This window comes from Paenibacillus sp. SJS-P3, assembly GCF_056711585.1.
In genome coordinates this window covers 4,211,866-4,227,698 of record NZ_CM160043.1, presented here as the reverse complement: position 1 = coordinate 4,227,698, position 15,833 = coordinate 4,211,866, and the positions used below count along the sequence as shown (strand labels likewise).

10 protein-coding genes and 1 pseudogene are annotated in these 15,833 nt (G+C 45.7%); 8 read left to right on the top strand and 3 right to left on the bottom strand.

All coding sequences use genetic code 11. From position 1 onward, the window contains the following. Window positions 1–2 precede the first annotated feature (2 nt). From AC06G8_RS19475 to AC06G8_RS19450, 6 genes are all read left to right on the top strand, one after another. Entirely contained in the window at window positions 3–428 is a 426-nt protein-coding gene (locus tag AC06G8_RS19475) for a hypothetical protein (RefSeq protein WP_480283620.1), read from the top strand. Further along, a complete protein-coding gene (locus tag AC06G8_RS19470) occupies window positions 428–718 on the top strand; it encodes a YerC/YecD family TrpR-related protein (protein WP_447664282.1) in 291 nt (96 codons plus the stop codon). The genes AC06G8_RS19475 and AC06G8_RS19470 overlap by 1 nt, the downstream gene beginning before the upstream one ends. A 53-nt stretch (window positions 719–771) precedes the next feature. Then, window positions 772–1,605 (top strand): sirohydrochlorin chelatase, encoded by an 834-nt coding sequence (locus AC06G8_RS19465; RefSeq protein ID WP_480283619.1) that lies wholly within the window; start codon window positions 772–774, stop codon window positions 1,603–1,605. A 3-nt stretch (window positions 1,606–1,608) separates the two neighbouring features. Further along, entirely contained in the window at window positions 1,609–2,526 is a 918-nt protein-coding gene (locus AC06G8_RS19460) for a diacylglycerol kinase (RefSeq protein WP_447664284.1), read from the top strand. 897 nt (window positions 2,527–3,423) lie between these two features. Beyond that, the gene (rlmD, locus tag AC06G8_RS19455; RefSeq protein ID WP_480283618.1) at window positions 3,424–4,917 is read left to right on the top strand and encodes a 23S rRNA (uracil(1939)-C(5))-methyltransferase RlmD; all 1,494 of its coding nucleotides are present in this window, start codon (window positions 3,424–3,426) and stop codon (window positions 4,915–4,917) included. Between the two features lie 575 nt (window positions 4,918–5,492). Beyond that, window positions 5,493–7,253 carry a hypothetical protein gene (locus AC06G8_RS19450; RefSeq protein WP_480283617.1) on the top strand — a complete coding sequence of 587 codons (1,761 nt, stop codon included), beginning with the start codon at window positions 5,493–5,495 and terminating at the stop codon, window positions 7,251–7,253. A 597-nt stretch (window positions 7,254–7,850) separates the two neighbouring features. On the opposite strand, the gene AC06G8_RS19445 is transcribed toward AC06G8_RS19450, so the two are convergent. After that, on the bottom strand, window positions 7,851–11,051 hold the full coding sequence (locus AC06G8_RS19445) for a DEAD/DEAH box helicase (RefSeq protein ID WP_480283616.1): 3,201 nt from the start codon (window positions 11,049–11,051) through the stop codon (window positions 7,851–7,853). After that, window positions 11,044–11,946 carry a hypothetical protein gene (locus tag AC06G8_RS19440; protein ID WP_480283615.1) on the bottom strand — a complete coding sequence of 301 codons (903 nt, stop codon included), beginning with the start codon at window positions 11,944–11,946 and terminating at the stop codon, window positions 11,044–11,046. The genes AC06G8_RS19445 and AC06G8_RS19440 overlap by 8 nt, the downstream gene beginning before the upstream one ends. Window positions 11,947–12,500: 554 nt before the next feature. Here AC06G8_RS19440 and AC06G8_RS19435 point away from each other — a divergent pair. Beyond that, window positions 12,501–12,668 (top strand): annotated as a pseudogene (locus tag AC06G8_RS19435) (tyrosine-type recombinase/integrase); the annotation flags it as partial. Between the two features lie 327 nt (window positions 12,669–12,995). Here AC06G8_RS19435 and AC06G8_RS19430 read toward each other — a convergent pair. Continuing rightward, the gene (locus tag AC06G8_RS19430) at window positions 12,996–14,165 is read right to left on the bottom strand and encodes a protein kinase family protein (protein ID WP_480283614.1); all 1,170 of its coding nucleotides are present in this window, start codon (window positions 14,163–14,165) and stop codon (window positions 12,996–12,998) included. 610 nt (window positions 14,166–14,775) lie between these two features. Here AC06G8_RS19430 and AC06G8_RS19425 point away from each other — a divergent pair. Then, window positions 14,776–15,765: a tRNA dihydrouridine synthase gene (locus tag AC06G8_RS19425; RefSeq protein ID WP_437349935.1), complete on the top strand. Its 990-nt coding sequence runs from the start codon at window positions 14,776–14,778 to the stop codon at window positions 15,763–15,765. Window positions 15,766–15,833 lie beyond the last annotated feature (68 nt).

Genomic DNA, 15,833 nt, shown 5'->3' with positions numbered 1-15,833 from the left:
GTATGGACGATAGCCCGGTTATTGCCGAAAAACCCATGGGGGGATGCCTGCAGGAGATTTCCATGGAAAAGGAGAGCGCCTGGTCCTGCGGCCGGAGAGGCATCGATTGGTGCATAACGATGGGCCCGGCGCTGATTGCTCATGGGCAACCGGCTGGGGCATCGGCTATGGCAACGGCCGATATGAATCGCGTGAAAGCGGGCGCTTGGCAGCGGTTCAGCAGCACGAGACAGGGCTTCCCGAGGGAGGGCTCCGCCGAGGAAGAAGAGGATTTTTGGCGATTTATTACGATAGCGTTTTCATTATTCTATTGTCCTCTAAAGCGTGAATACGGTGACTGGTTGTTTTCTTCGCCGTATCCCTTTAGAATGAAAGGTAGCGACACTAGCCAGAAAGTCAGCGATACTCTTACCGAGGTGAAGGATTAATGCAGCTAAAGAAGCTGAACGATAAAGCAGTCGACCAATTATTCGAAGCGGTGCTCACGCTCAAGAGCGTGGAAGAATGTTATGTGTTTTTTGACGACCTGTGCACGGTCAACGAGGTCCAATCCCTCTCTCAGCGTCTGGAAGTCGCGCGCATGCTGGGCAAAGGAAGCACCTATAACCAGATCGAAGCCGAGACGGGAGCGAGCACAGCGACGATCTCGCGCGTCAAGCGCTGCCTGAACTACGGCAATGACGGGTACAAGATGACCCTCGACCGCCTGGACCGCTAATGAGCTCCGCAGGCCATCCTATTCCGCTCGGCAACCCGGATGGGGAGCGGTCCTTGCAAGCGTCGGCGACTTCATCATCTTCTTTTCCCTCCCCTATTGTCCGTCCCGGCATTCTTGTCATCAGCCACGGCTCCCGCGACGGGGGCTGGGTGGCGCTCGTGGACGAAGCCGTCGAGGCGGCAGCGATACGACTTCAGCAACCGGCCGGCCCTGTGCCGGTCGTTTCGTCGTTCCTGGAGCTCGTGGATGGGCGTCTGATCCAGGACGGGGTCGACGAGCTGCTGGGACGCGGCGTCACGGATATACTCGTGCTGCCGCTGTTCGTCTCGTCGGGAGCGACGCATGTCGACGACATCATGCAGTCGTTCGGCCAGCCCCCGGCGGGGAACCGGGCAGGAGAGATCGGGATGTTCCGTGTTGGCGGCGCCCGCATCTATCCCGGCCGGCCGATCGACGACGAGCCGGAGATCGCGGAGCTGCTGCTCGCGAATATCCTGGAGCTCTCACGCGATCCCGCTCAGGAGGCGCTGCTGCTGATCGGCCATGGCTCACGCGAGCCCGTGTTCCACGGCCGCTGGCGCGAAGGAATGCGCCGGATGGCGGAGCGGATCAGGGCAGCGGGCGGCTTCGCCCGGGCGGAGACGGCGATGCTGCTGCCGGATCAGGCGGCATGCAAGCTGTCGGCGATGCTGCGCAAGCGCCCTCGGGAGCGCGTCATCGTCGTTCCGCTTTTTCTTAGCCAAGGATATTTCACAACCTCGGTGATTCCCGGACGCCTGAGTGAGTTAGAATATGAATATAATGGTCGGGGGATGCTCCCGGATGCAGCGGTCGTCCGCTGGATGCAGCTGCAGATGCTGCAGTGGCTGGAACAAGCAGGAGGATGAAGCATGAGCAAGACGTACAAGAGAGCCCGTCTGATCTATAATCCGACTTCCGGGCGCGAAGAGATGAAGAAAAGGCTGGGCGATATCCTCACCATGCTGGAGCGCGGGGGCATTGAGACAAGCACCCATGCCACAGCCGGGGAGGGCGACGCCTCCATCGCGGCGGCCGATGCGGCTGACCGCGGCTTCGACATGATCATCGCCGCCGGCGGAGACGGCACGCTCTACGAGGTCATCAACGGCCTCGGCGAGAAGGAGAACCGCCCGCCGCTCGGCATCCTGCCGGTCGGCACGACCAACGACTTCGCCCGGGCGCTCGGCATTCCGCGCAACCTGGAGTATGCGTGCGAGCTGATTACACGCCAATATGCCCGGCCCATCGACGTCGGCCGCGCGGGCAAGAAGTACTTCATCAATATCGCCGGCGGCGGCTCCATGACGGAGCTGACCTACGAGGTTCCGAGCAAGCTCAAGACGCTGATCGGGCAGCTTGCCTATTACATGAAGGGCCTGGAGAAGATGACGCGCCTGCGCGCCACCGAGGTATTCATCCAGGCGGAGGGAATTCCGGAAATCCATGAGGAGATCATGCTGTTCCTCATCTGCAACAGCAACTCCGTCGGCGGCTTCGAGAAGCTGGCCCCCGACGCGAGGCTGGACGACGGCTTGTTCGAGGTCGTCGTGCTCAAGAAATGCAACCTGGCGGAGTTCATCCGCATCGTCACGCTCGCCCTGCGCGGGGAGCATTTCAACGATCCGCATCTGATCCACTTCAAGACGCCGCGCATGCAGATCACGACGCCGGACTATGTCCAGCTCAATCTCGACGGCGAGTACGGCGGCACGCTGCCCTGCACGTTCACGATGCTTCCTTCGCATCTGAATATCTTTGTGGACCAGGATGGGAAGGCTAGCTACTAGCATCTGGAAAGCTATTGCCTCCGAAGCCGGAAGGTCATTCGAGAAGCCGGAAGGTCATTCGAGAAGCTGGAAGGTCATTCGAGAAGTCGGAAGGTCATTCCGATCGCTGTTGAAGTCCGGATTTCTTGATTTGATTACCCCCTTGATGGGGGAAATCCGGCCTTCAAATGCGAACGCTTGCGCTTCTTCACGACCATTCCGGCCTCTCCGGCTAGAAGGATTAAGTGCCTATCCATGGCTGCATGCTACGCTTCCTGCACCTTTGAGTAGGATTCTGCTCCTGTACGTAGTTGCAAGCTTGCATTCTGCACCTTGCAGGTGCCTGCTGCGATTCCTGCACCTGTATGAAGTTGCATGCTTTGCATTCTGTACCTGTCCTTACTCGTTTGGATGGTACAAGTTGCACATAGGTGGCAGAAGCCCGCCACATGTAAGCCTGCGACATGTAGGAAATGAACTTATATGGAGAAACTGGCCTCACCTTCCGCCCCTAGCCCACTTCTTTGAAAGTGCCAACCGCACTTTCTGCACCTGTTAATATGCTCGTTGAACGGTACTTCTGCACATCGGTGGCCGATGTCGCCACAAGTTAATGAATAGAGCGCCAGACATCATTATGCCTGGCGCTCTTTGTCTTACTGCTGCTTTGCTTTCAGCAGGTTCAGAATTATGATCACCGCCTCGGCTCGCCAGTAGACCGACCATCGGGAAGGCTCTATGGTTAGCATCCCTTTCAAAAGGGCTTGGAGACTTCTGCCACGGAGCGAAAGAGGCGGAAATATGGTATTCTTGACTGACGGACAAGGCCGCGAGCGGAACCGTTCGTTCCGCGACATAAGAGGCTGGGAGCCTCTGTCGGACCTTTTAGACTACGAAGAGAACGGATGAAACGAAGAGATGAAACCAGCTTTGCCAGTCGGCAAAAACGATATCGTCACGCTCGACATCATCGGGCTGACGCATGAAGGCGAAGGGGTTGGCCGCGTCGACGGCTTTACCTTATTCGTTCAGGGAGCGCTGCCGGGCGAGAAAATTACCGCCAAGGTGCTCAAGACCAAGAAAACCTATGGTTATGCCAAGCAGCTGGAGCTGCTCCAGGCAAGCCCTGACCGTGTCGAGGCTCCGTGCCCGATCTACAAGCAGTGCGGCGGCTGCCAGTTGCAGCATATGAGCTATGAAGGACAGCTGGCCTGGAAAAGGCAGCATGTCATCGACAGCCTGGAGCGCATCGGCAAGCTGACCGTGGCAGGCAGCTCGCGGGCGGTTGAAGGCCGCGAGACCGCTGAGTCCGGCGCTGCTGCGGCCTCCGAAGAGAATAGCTCGCGCGCAGGCGTGGTCGTCCATCCGACGATCGGGATGGACGAGCCTTGGCGCTACCGCAACAAGGCGCAGGTCCCCATCGGCATGGCGATGGCGGACCTGGACGGAGGCGCGGCCGGCAGCCTGATCGGCGGCTTCTACGCCCGCGGCTCGCACCGCATCGTCGACATGGACGCGTGCTTGATCCAGCACGAGAACAATGACTCTGCGGTGCGGCAGGTCAAAGCCATTGGCAACCGCGTCGGCATCTCCGCGTACGACGAAGCCACAGGGCGCGGCATCCTCCGCCATGTCGTCGTCCGGACCGGATTCGTCACCGGCGAGATGATGGTCGTCCTCGTCACCAACGGTCCACGCATTCCGCGCCTGGAGGACTGGATCCAGGGCATTCGCGAAGCTCTGCCCGCGGTAACGAGCATCGTACAGAACATCAACAAGCGGCAGACCAACGTCATCTTCGGAGACGAGACGCGCACCCTCTGGGGCAGCGATGTCATTTACGACGAGCTCGACGGGATCCGCTTCGCCATATCAGCACGGTCGTTCTACCAGGTCAATCCGGTGCAGACGCTCCGGCTTTATCAATCCGCTGTCGACTATGCCGGCCTGACCGGCAGCGAGAATGTCATCGACGCCTATTGCGGCATCGGGACAATCTCGCTGTTCCTGGCCCGCCGCGCTGGACATGTGTATGGGGTTGAGATTGTTCCGGAGGCAATCGAGGACGCCAAGCGGAACGCTTCATTAAATGACATTGAAAATGCATCGTTTGAAGCGGGAGCTGCCGAGGTTGTCATTCCGCGCTGGCGCTCGGAAGGCATCAAGCCGGACGTCATCGTCGTCGATCCGCCTCGCAAAGGCTGCGATGAGCAGCTGCTGGACACGATTCTGGAGATGAAGCCGGAGCGGGTTGTATATGTGTCGTGTAACCCAGCGACCTTGGCGAGGGATCTGCAGGTGCTGGAGGCCGGAGGGTATAGGACAGTTGAGGTTCAGCCGGTGGATATGTTCCCGCATACGGTGCATGTGGAATCGGTCGCTTTGTTGGTAAGGAATGGTACAGAAGGCTGAGATTACAGTGGTGGAGCGGGGATTCGTGACTAGTACAGATGAAATGAATATGCGAAACAGAGGCTAGAAAATAGTAGAGTTGACTGATTGTTGACGAAATTAATAGATTAATATTAGATAACACCCGAACACACCTGATAACACCTGATGCTGAAAATCAGGTGTTTTTGCTTTTTTAGCTAGGTGATCTGGTAGGAGCTTAGAGTTTATCTAAGCTATTTTCTCTAAATGACTCCTAGATCAATTTCTAGCGGTACAATGGCAAGAGTAATATGCAGGAATAGCGGGAGCCGATCAATGAGGCATTGAGTTCACAATCTCTATTTGTTTAGAGAGTATTGTGTTAGTTGCTGATAGTAAATTTTTACCGGGCCAACATACCTAGACCTCCGATCAATAGATGACAAGGAATATCAAAAAGTATGTGGAATTATGTAATGATAATTTTTGAAGTTTCGCGATTAGGTGAGAATGCTTTTTTTAAAATTCACTAGTTGACCAACTTGGAGGATAATATGACGTACTGCTTTGCTTGGAAACAAAATGGTTGTGTGTTTATGGTTGGAGATTCATTAATGTCAAGTAAAGAAAATGATATATTAAATTCAAATGTAAGTTCTATTGGTGAAGAACATGGTAAATACGGAGATTATTATGTTGAAGAAACCACCTCTAAGTTATTTAGAATTGAAAATTTATTAATTGCTTATTCTGGAAAAGTAGAACATTCAAAAGATATTATTAAACAAATTGAGTTACAGTTAAGCTACTTTGATATTGAAGAAATATTACAAAATATCAGTAATTCATTCTCCCATGCAGCTGAGTTCGAATTATTAGTTGCCAAGAAAAAAGCAAGTTCAAACATGTTGTTTTATGTAACACCTTCTTCATTCGAAAGAATTGATGAAGCTAAAAGTATTGGGAGTGGCAATAAAATAACCCAACTTACAGATACATTATTAAATTTCACAAAAGGATTTGATTTTGAAGAAGATGATCCCAAAACAATTCTCAGTAAAATGGTTGCTTTTTTGCAAATAATTATATATAAGAATGGATTTTTAGAATATGGGGTAGGAGGAACGGTTTGCGGAGCTTGCCTAGAAGAAGAAATTATTTGGAATGATGATTTGTTTTATCTCTTTTATGAGAGAAATTTTGAAGATAGAGTGACATTAAATGTATCCGTTCGAGAGGATGTTTTACTTACAGGGTCGGATTTCAATGAAACAAATAAGATATTTGGATCACTTACTACAAATAAAGATAGCTTTAAAAGACATAATATTATTAGAAAATTACTTAAGATACTAAACACAACACCTCCAAGATTTATTGTTTTTTATAGTAAATTTTATAATTGCATTTATTTTAACGATACGAACAGAAGGAACATTACTAGTATAGGATTTAGGTATTTAAAACGTGGGTCCCAGATAAAAGTAGCCTTCATTAATAATCCTGATTTAGTTTTACAACTATGTTCATACCAATCAGACGAAAAAATAAATATACCTGTTTTCTATATTAAGTCGTTTCAACTCCCATATATATCGAGAGAAGATTTGTTAAATATGTATAATATTGAAGATGTAATGGATATGAATGAAACTTACGATTTTGATTTAGACGAAATAGACATCAAAATACCCAACAACTTAATAAGAAGTATCAACATTGATAAACTTGCCGAAATCGATGATGTCCTTATTATTGACTTTCAGTTTCTTTTTACAAAAATAAAAGAACGCCTTGATCATTATAAAGGTCTTAATATTAAACTTAATGCTAGTAATATCTTAAAAGCATTTACCAAATTTATGGGCAGATACACCGCTGAAAACTCACTTAAAAAATATATAATTTATTATTCGAATGGTGAAGATTATATTATTGACGGAGAAAACATACTTACAAACTTTATAAGCTCAATTGAAAATGTAATAAGTTTTGAGTTTTCTAATGATAATTACTACTTAGGTGTAGTAGCTAATACATCGATATTTTTAAAAGAATATTATGTAAATGAAAAATACTTTGGAATAGATAAAATATGTAAAGTGTTGGATAACACTCCGATTAACCAAATACTTGAGCTTCTCCCTACATCTAATTATAACCCAGAAGAAACCGACTTAATTTTAATAAGAAATCATAAATATGAAACTAATATTAAAGTTCCAATAGTGTATTACGTCGTGGACTATTTAATAGATGATATGTTTAATATATCGCAAGATAATGCATTATTATGGGACTCATATAAGGATACTGAAGAGGAAGAACTTATAAAAAATATGATCAACGATACACTTGGGATATATGACAATTAATTTTTTTTGTGTGAATTAACATCAAGGAGTTAAACGATCGTTTTATACAGTTTTATAAAAGAAAGTGTACTTGGTGGGATGAGAATAAGTATGATTCTTCAACAGTTCCAGAATATCATAGAGTACTGATAAGAATATCTGGGGTAAAAATAATATTAATCTATAATTATAATGTTAATGTACAGAATGTACTGAGACATTTGCGACACTGAGTTTTCTCAATTGATTACGGATATCTAATCAAATGTTATACAATTAAAAAAAGGCAAAGAACTGTGTGTACTACCACGGTACTTTGCTTTTTTTATTCAACTTGTCATTTTAGAAAGTCGTGATATGATCTTAAAAATCAAAAATAGATCATATCAAAAATACCTTAAATTATCTAAACATGAACTTGTGGCAAGACTGATTCATGCTGAACAATTTGTTGCGGAAACCATAAAAAAATGGTCCGCATAATGGTTTGAGAAATTTATTCGGTCAAAATATTGTGCAGCTTACGTGTAAACGATTTGCATGCTTCCCCTTAACAGAGTTCTATAGCTGCCGCGTTTAGGTATAGCGTATCCAATAATCTTTAAAAGTTCAAGAATATTAGTTGTCTTCTCCATTTTGGACATAATGCATGTGCAATTGTACTCGACCATATATGTTTTTGCGTGCATTTGCAAATTCCAGCTTTTCTACGCTATCGAAACCCTTTCTTACCGCAATTGAGAGGCTGTTCATCAAACTTTTATCGAGATCTTCTTGCAATGCGAAAAGATCGAGTTCCTCTACCATTCGAGTTACAATCATCATAATAAAAGAGAGACCCCTCGGAATAAAGGTGGATACCAGTTCACGAGCCCGTGGGCACATTTTCGCCGTTTCGGTCTTTCCTTCAGGGTCGCCGCCTAACAAACGCTCTATCTCGTTTAACGGCCTGCCACTTATCCATCCTTGTATGCCAGGAAGAAGAGCAGATAAAGTATTTCCTTCCAATGACGATGTAGAAGATCTTCCTGTAGCGGCGAGTGCGGATCTATAAACATCTTGAAACAAATAAACTCGAGATTTCGTATCTTCCGTCAGCCAACTGATGGTCCAGTCCACCCAACTGCTAATTGAAGTTGGTATATGCCCCGCATCGGCGAGCAATCTAAGTCTCAGTAGTTCTAAAATATCTAACGGAATGCCGCTTTGAGAGGCGAGCTTGATCTCGACTCGATCCGGATTGCTCTCTAAGGCCGCTTTTGCTTCATCCCATAGTCTTTCAACTTTTTGCGAATAGTTTTCTTCTTCTCCCCTGTTTTTTGCTAGAAATGCACCAAGGGAGTGTGATAAAAAATCTTCCGGCAATGCCACTTCCGCTTCCGCTTTTATAGCGGCAATACGGTTTACCGTATAACGGACTTCGCGATCTTGTAGTTTCCCCTCCGAAATGCGATCAAGAACAACCTCTAACGGATCGCTTATGGTCACACATCGGTCGTCTTCAGGCAGAACAGACAATAACTTTTGTTTTAATTCATCAGTGGGAGGAGTACCTGGAATGAACGTCACGATGGGCTCTGGGATTAGAATAACAACGCCATTTGCTAGATGACCGGCTCGGCCAGCCCTGGCTGCTGCGTTTAAAAGCTCATGAGCCTGTAACTCTTCGCGTTCTTGGTCAGCTCCCATACGTTTGTCGCCTGCAAGTACGGCAAGATGAGCCGGAAGATTGAGACCCTGTGCAAGGGTTGGTGTTGCAACAATAACTTTGGCGCCGTTGCTTCTTCGAAAAAGTCTCTCGGACAGCATCCGTTCCACTCTTAGCATTGATGCATTATGAGGCACAGCTGTAAAACTGGAGTCACCGAAGATCGAATGCTTGGTATGTCCCAGCTCCAGCCTCAGACCTTCCCATAGTTCGCTTTCAGATTGATTTAGTTCAATCGTTCCGCCCAGATTACTGCCAATATTCCGTGAAGTACGTACGGCATCGTCCTTTGTGTTGACGAAGATGATCGTTTTAAGACCAGCCATACCCGCTTGTATAGTAATTTGGGCAGCGATCTTATTCGCATTAGGACTTACCCTAACTCCACCATATCTCCCCAATGTGCCAGCGAGCTGTAGAGGTTCATCCATGATTTTAGTAAATAAAACTGAGCTAGTAGGTAGCCAATTATGTTGCAACCCCCAAACTACATGAGGAACTGCCGACAGTTCTCGCTCCGCTGGTGCCCTTAAACCAGCTGCAACTTTACGTTTCTGTCTATTAAGATCACGTTGTTTCTCACTAGCTCGCTTTTTGGCGTCATTGATCTCCGTTTCGTGATAGACAACTACACCCCGTGCCTGGCGACTGGGCTTCCAGAGGAGGTCGACAGCTTGACACGGACGACCTGTCAGATCGGCGATCCAATCCGCAAACTGTTGACCATTTTTCAACATAGCCGATAAAAACAACAGATCTGCATCAGGAACAGTAGTATAGAACGCCAAGAGACACAGCATCCCATCTAACGAACGCCTGATATTACCCGACTGAGGGCTCAAGATGTGGCATTCATCAAACACTAACAATCCGACACTTTCAAATGACTTCGGGGTAAACGACAGCATTGCAAGGCATCGCTCCGGGGTCATGACTTCAACATCCTGAAGTTGAGTGCCTTCGATAAAGAGAGAATCGAAGTCGTTCGATACATCCAGCCCAAATTGCTCCTTCGGAAAAATGGCTTGCAAGTCTTCGGTAAGCTGATCAACAAGAGCGTGGGTTGGAGCTAGAAATACAACCTTTTTTCCTCGGGAGAGGGTTCCAGCAATTTTCAACACGCTCACGGTCGTTTTACCCGCACCTGTTGGAAGAACCAAAACTGCGGATTGCCCTGTTTGATAAAATTGCTTCTCGATGGCTTCTCGATGATTTTTCCAAAGAAAGGGCATATCATTGGCCCGAAAACGCAACCACCTGCCCCAAAACTCTTTATCTGCTCCATTAGGCGGAGGAAGTTTCGTTAGGGCAGCATGCTCAATCGCATTAGCTGAAGAAAGCAGTAATGAAGCCAAGTGGGCAGGACCGGCATACGCAGTGCTCAATTTCACATCATGATAATCAGTTCTCTTGAGCGATAGTTCAATTACATGGGAAAAAGCCTGTTGCGCGTTCGAATACTTTCCGGTTAGGGTATCAGGAACGGGCACGGACATCATATGTGCAGCAAGGAGCTCAATGCCCTCCACAAGTACAGCAACTAAGGAACGAAGTGCGCGATCTTGCAACGTTCCTCCCTCAGGATTAATATCTCGCCACTTTGTCGCGCGTTCTAGGATCTCATTCAGTCTACCGGATGTGAGATCTTTTATATGTTCGCCGAGAATCTTCACCTCGTAAGGTCCACTTGGTTTCGGAATAAAACTAACTGCTTCAAACGCATCAGCATATTGTTCAGCCGCAAGAAACAAAATAGCAGCTGCTGCAGAGGAATCCACACTGTCTCGGTCGATTGGAGAAAACCGATCTTCACCTGATGCATGCGTCCCGCCTCTCGCAATAATGAGCCTCGCCGTTCCAGCAACAAAAGCAGCTGCTCGCCGGAGTGTCGAGTCCTCTTCTATAGATGCAATCGTTTCATAAACATCCGCTATGCGTTCCGGCGGCCATTGTTCATTCGAGTCTCTATCCACTGTGCCGTCTGCACTTTTTAAGCGGGTAGAAACGAGTTCCGCATAATGACCAGTCAATAATGCAGGGAGATTGCGAGCATCCAGAGTGGGAAGACTCGGGGCCGAACTAAGTAACATTGAAGTTCGTGTGTCAAACATCGGCAACCTCCATCTTCTCAAATTCATCGAGAGATTGGATCACATGATCCGCCAACTCTTGAAACCAATCGCGCAGATTTCCTGTTACGATAAACGTTGCGCCAATTCGCTGGGCCTGCGAAATATCTGTCAGCCCATCATACCCTTTAAACAACTTTTGGCGCTCCTCAGCCGTACAGATGTCCGAGTTAACAGTCAAAGCCGCCCGGTAGGTTCTATGTGTCTTATTATGAACTCTTTCCGCAGCAAAGATTGCGGCTGTACCTGTCAAACCGCTCTGTTTTATAAGAGAAACTGCATTTGCCAACAAATCACGCCCACGCTTATTTAGATGATGTTCGTTAAAGGCAATCATAACTTTGTCTCTAAACGTATCTCTTGGGTTTTGTGTGCATTTATCTTCACAAATCGTAGTATGCAGGACAACTTTCTCTTCGGGATCCATTTGAATGATCAAACCATCAAGACCTTGGGTCGTCGAGCTGATATGGGGATCTTTCAGATATGTATTCTCGGCCGATGCTTGGCGTGCCTCGATCCAGGACATACACTCGAACAAAAAACCGTCTCGGTGATATCGAGAAACCTCTATTTGATTAGTGGTTGTCCCACGAATCCGCAATTGTTCCCGGGCTTCTTGATAAAATTCGGCTCTCGAACGTACCGGTACAATTGAATCAAGTTCTTTAATAATTTCAGCTGCATGCTCGGCTTGTCCGAGAGCGATCACTGCAATAATCTTGCCCAACTCATTAATCTCATCAACCGACCATAAATAGCCGGTGACATGATCATCAACATCAACTGCTTGTGAAGAAATAGCAGGCAAACCTAAACCACCTTTTGACGTTACCTCGGAAGCTTCAGTTCGTTCTGAGAAAAACTCATTGGTCATAAGATCCCCCTGTATCACTGTAGGTATTAAATTACAACTTTCGGCAATACAAAAGATAAGTCCTGCTTTTTGTAAATAAGCTGTCTAAACGACGATACGCTAATTTAGAATGTCGCAGGTAAAACAATGGATAGAGAATCGGATGATTTCTGATTTCTCTATCCATTGTTTAGTTCGAAAAATGGATGTCATTGTTATTAAGTATAAAAAACATTAGCAAGTATCTTTTTCTGCCATTCTCAAGATGCGTAATCCACTATTTCACGCTCTGCATTATTCCGCTATGGATGAGGATGAAGTATTGCAAATGATGGACTCTTTAAGAAGATCAGGGAGGGTTTGATTTGTAACTTTTCATCAATCTTTCTCATATGAGGAATTCATTGAAGGTATTAGAGCGGAAACAGTCGATAACCGAATAAATTACAAGGTGCAGCCCGGGATATTCGTGATATTTGTTCAGCAGCTCAATCTGAGTTGCCGTTTTTTAGTGTTGGCGAACAGTTCGGTAATTATCAAGTTGTAAAGGTTAACTCAAACAACATGACCTACACGCTCACCAACTACGCCACACGTTCATCACAGGGCTTGTCAGGGCGAATGAAGATATAGCGGTCATTCAATCACTGAGCGGTCATAGTTTAGCAGACATGATACTGCGTTACTCCAAACCCTCCGAAGAAGACAAGCTAAGAGCCATTGAAGGGCTTTATAAGGACTAATACAAACAGAGCCATCCTGATTAGGGCGGCTCTTATCTTACGTTCTACGGGCTACTACAGGCTTTTAATTTGACCCCACCCGGTGGCGATTGTTTTACTTTTTGTTGTCGCGACAAAGTTTACCCTTGTTTGCTCCGCACCAAATTTTATGGAAATGTTGGTGTACGCACAGCGTCATTCCTATTCGTCGAAAATTTCAGCAAATACGTTCCTTTTCCTGAAATAAAAGCCCCTGCAATTGATTTGAAGGGGTCAATGGGTAATCCAATCTATGAAGATTCGGAGCGTGGCGACTTTTTAACGGCTGTCGTACCCATGTTGATTTTATTAAGAAATAGTCCGAAAAGCCTGTACCATTTCAGTTGTTGTTTTGAAACGCATTGATTTATCTGGGTGTAATCCTTTATTTACAAATTCACGTAACTTCAAATTAGGAATTGCGTCTGTATTGGTTTTTCCTGTCATCACAAAATAGACAATCCTTGTTAAAGCATATGTTTCATGCAGAATGCTATAAGTATCAAATCCATCAACAACAAGAGAAGGGTCATTGAAGTAACCCTTAAATTCAGTGTTAGCAGTTGTAAGTGAGCTATCTGGGACTTTGACTAAACCGAAATCTGCGATTTTCACAACATGAATATCGTGGTACTCTTTCAGCAAAATATTTTTAGGACTAATATCTCTGTGCAATCTATCCTTTGAGTGGATATATGCAAAAGCCCGCAAAATTTGATTTACAATACTCTTTCGTAACCCTATTGCCATCGATGAATTATTTTTTTGGATGAAGCTATCAAGAGTATAGTCCATGTATTCCATTATATATTCGTTGTTGGCTTCATTGTACTGATAGACTTCAAGAATATAAGGTGATGAAAATTCTTTCATCTCGTCAAATTCACGTCTAAATCTTTCGAGTTCTTTCGGTGTTAAGTCCTTTTTTGCCCGTTTCAACACAAAATTTTTATCATAAAACGTATCCCGATACTTGTGAACATTGGCGTATGAACCATTCCCAATTTGTTTTAGTGAAAATGATCTTGTTGTTTGAGGATGGTCTATTGTTACAATACTGTTCGGAGTAAATAGCGGTATTGTATAATATAAATCTATTTTCTTCATATGTGGGGGGAGGGCGCTTCCACCGCTTGTACTTAAAAAATCGCGGCAATTCTTTATTAGCTCAAAATAATATTCAGTTATCTCAAATGCTAGCTTTGTGTTTTTGAGAGCAGTATACAAGCCTAATGTTATTTCGATAGTTTTTATTAGCTTCCTGCTTGGGTCTGCCCAGAAATGTGCACCATTTTCATTGGTAGGAAGTCGCTCGTTCATAGTTCTAAATAAAGAAATAAAATCATAATGAAGTGTTGCCAGTATTTCGCGTAATCTTGCATGCTCTACACCAATGTATATTTCTGAAAATTCTGCGTTTATTGCGCTGTTAGAAAGCAGTTCTCTATATTGCGCTTCAATATAATTTTCTATGTTCATTTTATCCCCCTCCCCTAATAAAAAAACGATATTGTCAGCGCCACAAAATTGTATGTTTATGCCGTTGCCAAACAAAAGTGTATCCATGAAATCACACCGTAAACATATATAGAAAATTGTAGCAGATAGATAACGTTAGTACCACCATAAGGGCGAACTGAGAAATCGCATTAGGTTGGCGAAAAATAATTAGCGAACACTGCCACATCTATTCCTGTCTATTTGTCCATTTTACGCAACCCACACATGTGGAGAGTGTGGCGTTGCTATCCCTTGAGAAATAGGGAGTAAGAAGATAAACAATAACTTTTGACAACTCATCTAAGAGCCGACCGAGAATTAAGGATAGTCTACTTTTCGAGCGGCTTTTTTTGTTCAGTCTGATATCACTTATTAATTTTATTAGAAATTTAAGTATCTTAGGCCAAAAGGACAAGTAAAACGGAGATCTAAGGAAATACTAAAGAGGGGACACCCTCTTTTTTTTTGGATCTATTGGTTGACTATGATTCTCTCGGGGTTATAATATACTTTACTTTACCATGCCGTAAGTGAGTTTTACCTCTTCGGAATAAGGATTTCTCCTAGTATTGATAGAGAGGTTTTTGATATGACAGATAATTTTTGGCGTGATTTACCACGGCCTTTTTTTATACTGGCGCCCATGGAAGATGTGACGGATGTTGTTTTTCGCCATGTCGTTAGTGAAGCTGCCAGACCGGATGTGTTTTTTACAGAGTTTGCGAATACAGAGAGTTACTGTCACCCGGAGGGGAACCACAGTGTTCGCGGGCGCTTGACTTTTACAGAGGATGAACAGCCCATTGTAGCCCATATCTGGGGAGATAAGCCGGAATACTTTCGTCAGATGAGCATCGGTATGGCGAAAGAAGGATTCAGAGGCATCGATATTAATATGGGTTGTCCTGTAGCGAATGTAGCAGAGAACGGGAAGGGAAGCGGCCTGATCTGCCGTCCAGAAACCGCAGCGGATATCATCCAGGCCGCAAAAGCCGGGGGATTGCCCGTCAGTGTAAAAACAAGGCTCGGTTTTAGTGCCTTAGACGAATGGCGCGGCTGGTTAAGCCATATTTTGCGACAAGACATTGTTAATCTGTCCATTCATCTGCGGACAAGAGAGGAAATGAGCAAAGTAGATGCTCATTGGGAACTAATTCCAGAGATTAAGAAACTTCGTGATGAGGTGGCACCGGATACACTTCTGACCATTAACGGGGATATTCCTGACCGTCAGACCGGCTTGCAGCTCGTTGAGCAATACGGCGTGGATGGTATTATGATTGGGCGCGGTATTTTTCATAATCCATTTGCTTTTGAGAAGGAGCCGAAGGATCACAGCAGTGAGGAATTGCTTGATTTGCTAAGGCTGCATCTAGATCTCCATGATCAATATTCAGAACTGGAACCACGTTCGTTCAGACCGCTTTCCCGATTCTTTAAAATATATGTCCGTGGATTTCGAGGGGCAAGTGAATTAAGAAATAGCTTAATGAACACGAAATCAACAACTGAAGTGCGTGCGCTGCTCAATGAATATGCAAATAAGGAGCATGATGGGGCGGAGGAAGAAGGAAATTAAGTGGCCAAGTCAGGAGAGGCAACGGACGATTGCGGTAAAGAGTGGTTGGTTCGATAGTGACAATTCGG

Coding starts and splice junctions, on each gene's coding strand:
- AC06G8_RS19460 (WP_447664284.1), top strand. CDS start 1,609: ATGAGCAAGACGTACAAGAGAGCCCGTCTGATCTATAATCCGACTTCC.
- AC06G8_RS19450 (WP_480283617.1), top strand. CDS start 5,493: ATGTCAAGTAAAGAAAATGATATATTAAATTCAAATGTAAGTTCTATT.
- AC06G8_RS19440 (WP_480283615.1), bottom strand. CDS start 11,946: ATGACCAATGAGTTTTTCTCAGAACGAACTGAAGCTTCCGAGGTAACG.
- AC06G8_RS19475 (WP_480283620.1), top strand. CDS start 3: ATGGACGATAGCCCGGTTATTGCCGAAAAACCCATGGGGGGATGCCTG.
- AC06G8_RS19430 (WP_480283614.1), bottom strand. CDS start 14,165: ATGAACATAGAAAATTATATTGAAGCGCAATATAGAGAACTGCTTTCT.
- AC06G8_RS19470 (WP_447664282.1), top strand. CDS start 428: ATGCAGCTAAAGAAGCTGAACGATAAAGCAGTCGACCAATTATTCGAA.
- AC06G8_RS19445 (WP_480283616.1), bottom strand. CDS start 11,051: ATGTTTGACACACGAACTTCAATGTTACTTAGTTCGGCCCCGAGTCTT.
- AC06G8_RS19425 (WP_437349935.1), top strand. CDS start 14,776: ATGACAGATAATTTTTGGCGTGATTTACCACGGCCTTTTTTTATACTG.
- rlmD (WP_480283618.1), top strand. CDS start 3,424: ATGAAACCAGCTTTGCCAGTCGGCAAAAACGATATCGTCACGCTCGAC.